At 61.5% G+C, this 8010-nt stretch carries 10 protein-coding genes; 8 read left to right on the forward strand and 2 right to left on the reverse strand.

Going from position 1 to position 8010, the window contains the following annotated elements:
* Positions 1-226: 226 nt before the first annotated feature.
* A complete protein-coding gene (locus FBR05_13585) occupies positions 227-1228 on the reverse strand; it encodes a hypothetical protein (GenBank protein MDL1873208.1) in 1002 nt (333 codons plus the stop codon).
* Here FBR05_13585 and lgt point away from each other — a divergent pair.
* Both lgt and FBR05_13595 read left to right on the forward strand, forming a co-directional pair.
* Entirely contained in the window at positions 1223-2014 is a 792-nt protein-coding gene (lgt, locus tag FBR05_13590) for a prolipoprotein diacylglyceryl transferase (GenBank protein ID MDL1873209.1), read from the forward strand. The two genes, FBR05_13585 and lgt, sit on opposite strands and share 6 nt — an antisense overlap.
* Entirely contained in the window at positions 2001-2480 is a 480-nt protein-coding gene (locus tag FBR05_13595) for a hypothetical protein (GenBank protein MDL1873210.1), read from the forward strand. Before lgt ends, FBR05_13595 begins: the two co-directional genes overlap by 14 nt.
* A 12-nt stretch (positions 2481-2492) precedes the next feature.
* Here FBR05_13595 and FBR05_13600 read toward each other — a convergent pair whose 3' ends face one another.
* Positions 2493-2687: a hypothetical protein gene (locus tag FBR05_13600; GenBank protein ID MDL1873211.1), complete on the reverse strand. Its 195-nt coding sequence runs from the start codon at positions 2685-2687 to the stop codon at positions 2493-2495.
* A 368-nt stretch (positions 2688-3055) separates the two neighbouring features.
* Here FBR05_13600 and FBR05_13605 point away from each other — a divergent pair, with 368 nt between their 5' ends.
* The 6 genes from FBR05_13605 to nuoH all read left to right on the forward strand — a co-directional run bounded on the left by FBR05_13605 (position 3056) and on the right by nuoH (position 7345).
* Positions 3056-3400, forward strand: coding sequence for a PilZ domain-containing protein (locus FBR05_13605; GenBank protein ID MDL1873212.1), 345 nt, complete (start codon positions 3056-3058; stop codon positions 3398-3400).
* Between the two features lie 118 nt (positions 3401-3518).
* Complete coding sequence (locus tag FBR05_13610) at positions 3519-3971, forward strand: NADH-quinone oxidoreductase subunit A (protein ID MDL1873213.1); 453 nt, start codon at positions 3519-3521, stop codon at positions 3969-3971.
* 24 nt (positions 3972-3995) lie between these two features.
* On the forward strand, positions 3996-4484 hold the full coding sequence (locus FBR05_13615; protein ID MDL1873214.1) for an NADH-quinone oxidoreductase subunit B: 489 nt from the start codon (positions 3996-3998) through the stop codon (positions 4482-4484).
* Between the two features lie 10 nt (positions 4485-4494).
* The gene (locus FBR05_13620) at positions 4495-4986 is read left to right on the forward strand and encodes an NADH-quinone oxidoreductase subunit C (protein MDL1873215.1); all 492 of its coding nucleotides are present in this window, start codon (positions 4495-4497) and stop codon (positions 4984-4986) included.
* A gap of 13 nt (positions 4987-4999) precedes the next feature.
* A complete protein-coding gene (locus tag FBR05_13625) occupies positions 5000-6115 on the forward strand; it encodes an NADH-quinone oxidoreductase subunit D (GenBank protein MDL1873216.1) in 1116 nt (371 codons plus the stop codon).
* Positions 6116-6142: 27 nt separating this feature from the next.
* Positions 6143-7345, forward strand: coding sequence for an NADH-quinone oxidoreductase subunit NuoH (nuoH, locus tag FBR05_13630; protein MDL1873217.1), 1203 nt, complete (start codon positions 6143-6145; stop codon positions 7343-7345).
* Positions 7346-8010 lie beyond the last annotated feature (665 nt).

Consider the following 8010-nt stretch of genomic DNA (forward strand, 5'->3'; position numbering starts at 1 on the left):
TGCTTCACATAATCTATGGTGTCCTGAAGAATAATAAACCTTTTGACCCATTGCTTGCTTTTGCAGCTTGACTAGCAAGACGGTATCTCAGGCCGGGGGTCCGGCCTCCGCCGAAAAGCCGATATTATAAGGCCTTAAGGTGATCGGCTTTTCGGAGGGTCCCGCTTAGGGACATATCGCCCCCGGCTAGGGGCTTGTGCTGTTGGGGGGAAATTTTTTTATTCTTTTATTTTGTGGCTTCGAAGGAATAGGCGAGGTTGCCGTCGCTGCGGCGGAATTCCATGTAGAGCCGGTGAGTTTCAACCTCGAATCGCCCGAAGCCGAAAGTTGACTCCGAAAAGACGGCCCTCGGGTCCGAATTGGTCGCGTAGAGGTCCTTGCCGCCCGTGCCGATTACGAATTGCCGAAAGGCGCAGCCGTCGTTCGGGTCGTCGAGGTGGGAGAAGAGGTGGTCGTGGCCCGCTAACACCGCGTCGACGCGGTTGCAGATCACGGGAACCAACAGGGCATTGATGCCGGCCGAGTCGTCGCCGTGGAGGCCGTTGCTGTAAATAGGATGGTGCAGGGCCAGGAGCTTCCAGGTCGCGTTGGAGGCATTCAGGGAGTTTTGCAGGGCGGTCGCCGCGACGGGGTCGAAGGCGTTGCTGTCGATGACGAAGATCTCCAAGAGCGGCTGGACGGAACCCTCGGGGATACGCACGGAATAGGCTCGGGCCGGGAGCTTCCATCGGGTTTGCGTGGCCGTGTAGTCGACTTGAGCCTGCTCGTTTCCGTCGTAGTCGTGATTGCCCAGCACCACATAGAAAGGTCCCGCCAGGCCGTCGTAGACATTTTCGAATTTGTCCTGCCACTGCGGGTCGGCGACGGAGCTGACTCCGGTCGGATAGAAGTTGTCCCCCAAGAGCAGGCCGAAGTCGCAACCCCGAGTTGCGCAATCGGCCTCGACTGCGGCGGCGACCTCGAATTGGCTCGGCGTCCCCGTGCCCCAATCCCCGAAGCTGAAGAATTCCGCCCGCGGTTCCGGCACGGCGCTGGGCGAGGGAGTGGACGATGGGTTGGGGGAGGGCGTCGGGGAACCCGCATCCGGGCCGCCGCTTTGGCAGGCGCCGAGGCAGGTCAACACCAGAGGTAGCAAGAGCCATGGCCGTAACTGCTTCACGCGGGCAGTCTTGCAGGGAGAAATTCGCTTGTAAAGACTCATCCATGAGGCCATGTTGCCGCCATGCATCCGGTACTATTCGAGATACCGATCGCCGGGGGACTCAAGGTCCATGCCTACGGGCTGATGGTGGCGGTCGGCTTCCTCGCCGCCTTGGCCTGGATACGTTACCAATCGAAACGCGACGGCATTCCTGTCGCGGCCATGGTCGACCTGGCCTTCTGGCTGATGATCGCGGCCATCGTCGGCTCGCGGCTCGTCTTCATCGCGGTCGATTGGCGCTACTACGCCGAGCACCCGCTCGCCGCCTTCCGGGTCTGGGAGGGCGGTCTGGTCTTCTACGGCGGCCTGATCGCCTGCATTTTCGTCGCCTGGTTCTACCTCAAGCGGCACCGGCTCAATTTTTGGAAGGTCGCGGACGTCTTCATGCCGGGCGTCGCCCTGGGGCACGCCTTTGGGCGCATCGGCTGTTTCCTGGCGGGCTGCTGCCACGGCCGCACCTGCGACCCCCATGCCTGGTACGCGGTGGTCTTTCCTGAACGCCCGGAGGGCCTGGCCCCGGCCGGTATTCCCCTGTATCCGGTGCAGCTGATCGAGTCGGCGGCGGAATTTTTGATCTTCGCCTTCCTCGCCTGGAAGAGCCGCAAGAAAGCGTTTGACGGGCAAATTCTTCTTCTATACTTAATCACTTACGCGTTTGTGCGCATCGCCGTCGAGGCCCTGCGCGGAGACGCCGAGCGGGGATTCGTGCTGCGGGGTTGGCTCAGCACTTCGCAATTCATCAGCGCGATCCTTCTCATCGCGGCGCTGCTCGTGCTAATCTATCGCAGAGGGAGGAATCATGAAACTCGTTAACGTCGTCCGCATCGCCCTGTTGTTCTGCGTCGCCTTCGCCGCCTGCAGCAAACCGGCCCTCTACGGCACCATCCAAGAGGCCGAGGCCGTCGTGAAGTATTACTCGGTTCCGCCCGAAGAGGCCTTCCGCGCCGCCAAAGAGGCCTTGGTTTTCCGCGGCTACTCCCTCAAGGAAGTCGACGATAAAGCGCTGACCCTCGAGACCTACTGGCAGCCCACCACCGCGGACTCGCACTACGTCCTGGTCTTCGGCCGCCGCGACTTCGGCACCGTCGGGGCCTACTACCGCATCGCCGTCAAGGTGACGCCGCAGGGCACGGGCTCGAAGGTCTCCATCACCAACGTCGCCAAGAGCATCATTTCGGATTTGAAGTCCTCGAAGCGCGAGGAAGACGAACTCTTCATCAAGGTCTCGGATTTCACGCGGAAGCGCGACATCCAGGTGACCAACATCGGCCTGCAGTGACGCGGCCCCTCTTCATTCGATCAAACTGAACGACTCCACCCGCTCGATCTCCAGGATCGCGAAGTCCTCGCCGTCCACGATCTTCAGCGTCCCGCTGTCGTAATCGACGTGCGTCAAGATGCCCATGTAGGAGATTTCGAAGGCGATGATCTCGACCTTGCGGCCGATGTAGTCTTGCAAACGGGTGATCGAGACGTATTCCTGCATGTCTTGCGATTATCGGTTTTTGCCTTTCGCCGTGTCAAGGAAGCGAAGGCGCCGATTTTCTGGGCAAGAGGCCCCGAGGAGCGTCCCTTCTGAAAAAATTAGTCATTTCAAAAGCCGAATGATCTAACGCAGTTAGTCAATGTCCGTACAGAGCCTCGGGCAACGCGGGGCGTTATTTTAAGATGTTGACAGGCTTGTGGATAATTCACTAAAGCGCTTTCTCGAAGGTTCCGGTTCTTTTCCAGGCATGAAGCGAAATTCCCCCGTCGCGGACGCGGTGGCGAAAAGGCGAAAGATCATTTTCGAGGTTTTTTGCCCCGAAGCCACTGGCGCCGCGCCGGCCGGGAGTTTAGAATGAAGGTGATGGCTTGTTCGAGGGCTTCGTGAATTACATCGAGAAGAGAATTTTTCGCCGAGTGGATGCGGAACTGCCCGTCGATCTCGAATTGGGCAGCGAGACGGTGCAGACTACCAGCTCCAACATCAGCTGCGGCGGGATGTTCCTCCTCGTCGATCCCGACAAGCTGGGCGATCAGCACAAGCTGGACGTTGTCATCCACCTCCCCAACCGCAAAAACCCCGTCAAGATGAGCGCCGAGATCCTCCGCAGCGAGAGCGTCGACGATCGCCGCGGGGTTGCCGTCCAATTTCAGGGCCTGTACAACGACAGCATGCTCGAGATCGAGAAGTTCGTGAAGGGCAAGCTCAACTGAGCCCGCGGGCCGTCCCCCATCTCTCTCCCGTTTCCCCCAAAATCCTAGGCGTTTTTCCCATATTTTCTTGACGCGTCCGGAGGCCTATCTTATAGCTCCGGCGCCTTTTTGCGGGTGAATGGATATGATATTTAACTTTGCGAATGTCTTGGTGTTTATCCTCGTCGGCGCGGGCTTTGTCGGGGTGAGTCTCCTGCTCAGCCGCCTGCTGCGCCCGTCCTTTCCCACCCCCGAAAAAGAGCTCATCTACGAATGCGGCGAGGTCCCCGTACAGGGGGCCTGGATCAACTACAACCTCCGCTACTACCTGGTCGCCATCACCTTCGTCATCTTCAGCGTCGAGATCGCCTTCGTCTACCCGGTGGCGGTGACCTTCCGCGACGCCGTGGCCAAGGGCGAGGGCTGGCTGACCCTCGTCGAAATCCTGATTTTCGCCTTGATTCTGTTCGTCGGACTTCTCTACGTTTGGGTCAAAGGCGACTTGAAATGGTTTAAGAATGTGGTGCCCGACGAGCGTTTGAGCAAGGCGACGCCCGAGACGGCGACCCTGATTCGCGGCCAAGCCGGCTGAGGCCGGTAAGCGGAGTGATTTGATATGTTTCCGACCCTAAAAGGGCAGTTGCCCGACAATATCGTGACCACCAAGGTGGACGACGTCCTCAACTGGGCCCGCGCCTCCTCGGTGTGGTACCTGCTCTTCGGCCTGGCCTGCTGCGGCATCGAGCTGATGCAGACCGGCGGTCCGCGGTCCGACCTGGACCGTTTCGGCGCGGTATTCCGCGCCACCCCGCGCCAGTCCGACCTGATGATCGTCGCCGGCACGCTCACCTACAAGATGGCCCTGCGCACCAAGATCCTCTACGAGCAGATGCCCGAGCCCAAGTACGTGATCTCGATGGGCAGCTGCGCGAATTGCGGCGGCCTGTTCCAGCTGGCCTACTCGGTCGTGAAGGGCGTCGACAAGATCATCCCGGTCGACGTCTACGTGCCGGGCTGCCCGCCGCGGCCCGAGGCCCTCACGCAGGGGCTGCTCAAGATCCAAGAAAAGATGATGAAAGAAAAGTTCGCGCGGCGCGCGAGCTAAAGGGAAGCAGATGACTTTCGACGAGATCGCCAAAGTTTTGCAGGAGAAGTTTGAGGGTTCGGTCCCCACGACCGACCGCGCGGGGGATCCCTTTCTCACCGTGCCCGCGGCGAAGATCGCGGAGATCCTCGCCTTCTGCCGCGACGACGCGATGCTGGCCTTCGACTGCCTGAGCAATCTGACCGGCGTCGACGCCCCGCCCGACGACCTCGACGTGGTCTATCATTTATTTTCGTATCCCAAGCGGCACTCCCTGACCCTCAAGGTCCGGGTGCCCAAGGCCAACGCCCGCGTGCCGACGGTCGAGGGCGTCTATCCCACCGCCAACTGGCAGGAGCGCGAGGCCTTCGACTTAGTCGGCGTGATCTTCGATGGGCACTCCGACCTGCGCCGCATCATGCTGCCGGACGATTGGGTGGGCTACCCGCTGCGCAAGGATTACAAAGAGCAAGAGGACTACCACGGCATGGCGACGACGCGGCCGTCGCTGCTGAATTCGTAATTAGGATTTTTCGATGGCGATTCAAACCCAAGAAATGCTGCTCAACATGGGCCCGCAGCATCCCTCCACCCACGGCGTCATCCGCTTCGTGGTGAAGACCGACGGCGAGGTGATGAGCGAGGCCCTGCCCGACGTCGGCTACCTGCACCGCTCCATCGAGAAGATCGGCGAGATCTGCGACTACAACGGCTTCATGCCCTACACCGACCGCGCGGACTACCTGTCGGCGATGAACGCCAACCAGGGCTACGCGATGGTCGTCGAGAAGCTGCTGGGGCTGGAGGTGCCGAAGCGCGCCGAATACCTGCGCGTCATCGCCGCCGAGTTCAACCGCATCATCTCGCACCTGCTTTCGGTCGGCGCCCTGGCCATGGACGTCGGCGCGGCCACGCCCTTCATCCACGCCCTCAAAGAGCGCGAGAAGGTCAACGACCTGATGGAGGCCCTCTGCGGCCAGCGCCTCACCTACAATTACGTGCGCATCGGCGGCGTCTCCTACGATATGCCGCCGGGCTTCAGCGAGCGTTCGCTGGCCTGGCTGGACCAGTTCGAGCCGCAATGGGACGAGTTCGAGCGCCTGGTCACCGGCAACAAGATCTTCGTCGAGCGCCTGGCCAACGTGGGCGTCATCAGCCGCGAGGACGCCGTCGCCTACAACCTGGTCGGCCCCAACCTGCGCGCCTCCGGCGTCGACTTCGACCTGCGTCGCGACATGCCTTATTCGATCTACCCCGAGCTGGATTTCAACGTCATCGTCGGTCGCGGCGAGCAGGGCACGCTGGGCGACAGCTTCGACCGCTACATCGTGCGCGTCCGCGAGATCCGCGAGTCGATCAAGATTCTGCGCCAGTGCTTCGCGCGCATCCCCGAGGGCGACATCCTGGCCAAGATGCCCAAGGTGCTCAAGCCGCCCGCGGGCGAGGCCTACGTGCGCACCGAGTCCTCGCGCGGCGACATCGGATATTATTTGATCAGCGACGGCGGGCCGAAGGCCTTCCGGTTGAGGATCCGCACCGGCTCGTTCACCGGGATGTCGATCATTCAAAAGGTCAGCCGCGGGATGATGATCGCGGATTTGGTCACCTTGATCGCGAGCCTCGACGTGGTGGCGCCGGAGATCGACCGGTAGGCGTCGGAAAGCAACGAAACGATTAACATGGAACAGCTGGCAACATACCTTCACGAAAACTACCTCTACGGCGCCCCGCTTTGGGTCGTGCAGGCCTTGGTCCAGTTCGGCATCGCCGCCGTGGTGCTGATGCTCTTCGTCTCGCCCTTCGCCGGCATCTTGAGCTTCATCGAGCGCCGCATCGCCGGCCGCATGCAGGACCGCATCGGCCCCAACCGCGTCGGCCCGCAGGGCATCTTGCAGTTCCTGGCCGACGGCATCAAGAGCCTGCTCAAGGAAGACCTGATCCCGAAGGACGCCGACAAGCCGCTCTTCGTGATCGCGCCCTACCTGGTTTTCTTGGGCATGTTCACGACCTTCGTCGCCTTGCCCTTCGCCAGCAAGCTGATCGTCGCCGACCTGAACGTCGGCATCCTCTACATCTTCGCGACCTCCTCGCTCACCGTCGTCGGCCTCGTCATGGCGGGCTGGGGCTCGGGCAGCAAGTGGTCGATGCTGGGCGGGATGCGCGCCGCGGCCCAGGTCATCAGCTACGAGATCCCGGCGGGTTTGGCGGCCCTCACGGTGCTGCTGCTGGCCGGTAGCCTCTCGATGCAGACGATCATCTCGCGCCAAGGACCGCACCCTTGGCAGTGGTTCCTCTTCGACAATCCCTTCTGCCTGATCGCCTTCTTCATCCTCTTCACCGCCCTGGTCGCCGAGGGCAACCGCGCCCCCTTCGACCTGCCCGAGGCCGAGAGCGAGCTGGTCAGCGGCTACAACACCGAATACTCGGGGATGCGCTTCGTGTTCTTCTTCTTCGCCGAATGGGCCAACCTTTACGTGATGGCGGCGATCCTGACGACGCTCTTCCTGGGCGGCTGGCAGATCCCGGCGAGCCTGGCGGCGGCGACGGGCTCGGTCGGAGTTTGGCTGACCCAGGTCGTGCAGCTGCTCTTCTTCCAGATCAAGTGCCTCGTCATCATCTTCCTGGTCATCCAGCTGCGCTGGACGCTGCCGCGCATCCGCATGGACCAACTGATGAGCCTATGCTGGAAGTATCTCGTCCCGATCGGCTTCGTCTGCGTCATCGGGACCGCGATCTGGATGATGCTCTTCCCGCAGGGCGCGCCGATGATGCGCTACCTCCTCACGGCCCTCGCGGCGGTGATCACGGTTTACTATTTTTATCGGGTGCTCTGGCAGATCCGCGTCTCCCGCGCCGAGGTCCAGCTGAACCCCTTCGTCTAGCGGAGTTTGAGATTTATGTCGCAATCGGCGGTCAGTCAGTACTTTCAAAACATCCGGCAGGCGGCCACCTCCATCTTCGAGGGCCTGACGATCACGCTCAGCCACATGGTGCGCAAGCCGGTGACGATCCAGTACCCCGACAAGACGCCGCGCCCGGTGAGCGAGCTCATGCCCGAGCGTTCCCGTAGCTGGCTGAAGGTCGAGATGGACATCTGCACGGCCTGCCTCATCCCTTCCAGCAGTCGTCGGCGCCGCTCGTAATCCACCGGACGGCGATTGTCGGGATCGACCAGCGTGAGACTCCACAGCTCCGTACCCTGGTAAATGTCGGGAACACCCGGGGCGGTCAGTTTCAGCAGCGTCTGAGCCAGCGAGTTGATCCGCCCGGGCCTGACGAAAGGCTGCACGAATGCGTCAAAATCGGCGATGAACGCCTCGTCGGCCATGACGCTCTTGACGAAATGCTCCATCGCCGACTCATAGGCTGGATTCGGATTGGTCCAGGTGGTGTGTTCCTTGGCTTCGCGGCTGGCCTTTTGCATGTAGGCCGTCACGCGTTCGACTTCGATGGGCCAGGCCCCGAACAGCGTCTGATAGAACAGGTACTCCGCGTTCCGATACGGCCAGCCGTCGTGGCGATGGCGTTCGTCAAGGACCTGGAGGTC

It is taken from the genome of Deltaproteobacteria bacterium PRO3 (genome assembly GCA_030263375.1).
Taxonomy (GTDB): Bacteria; UBA10199; UBA10199; order DSSB01; family DSSB01; genus DSSB01.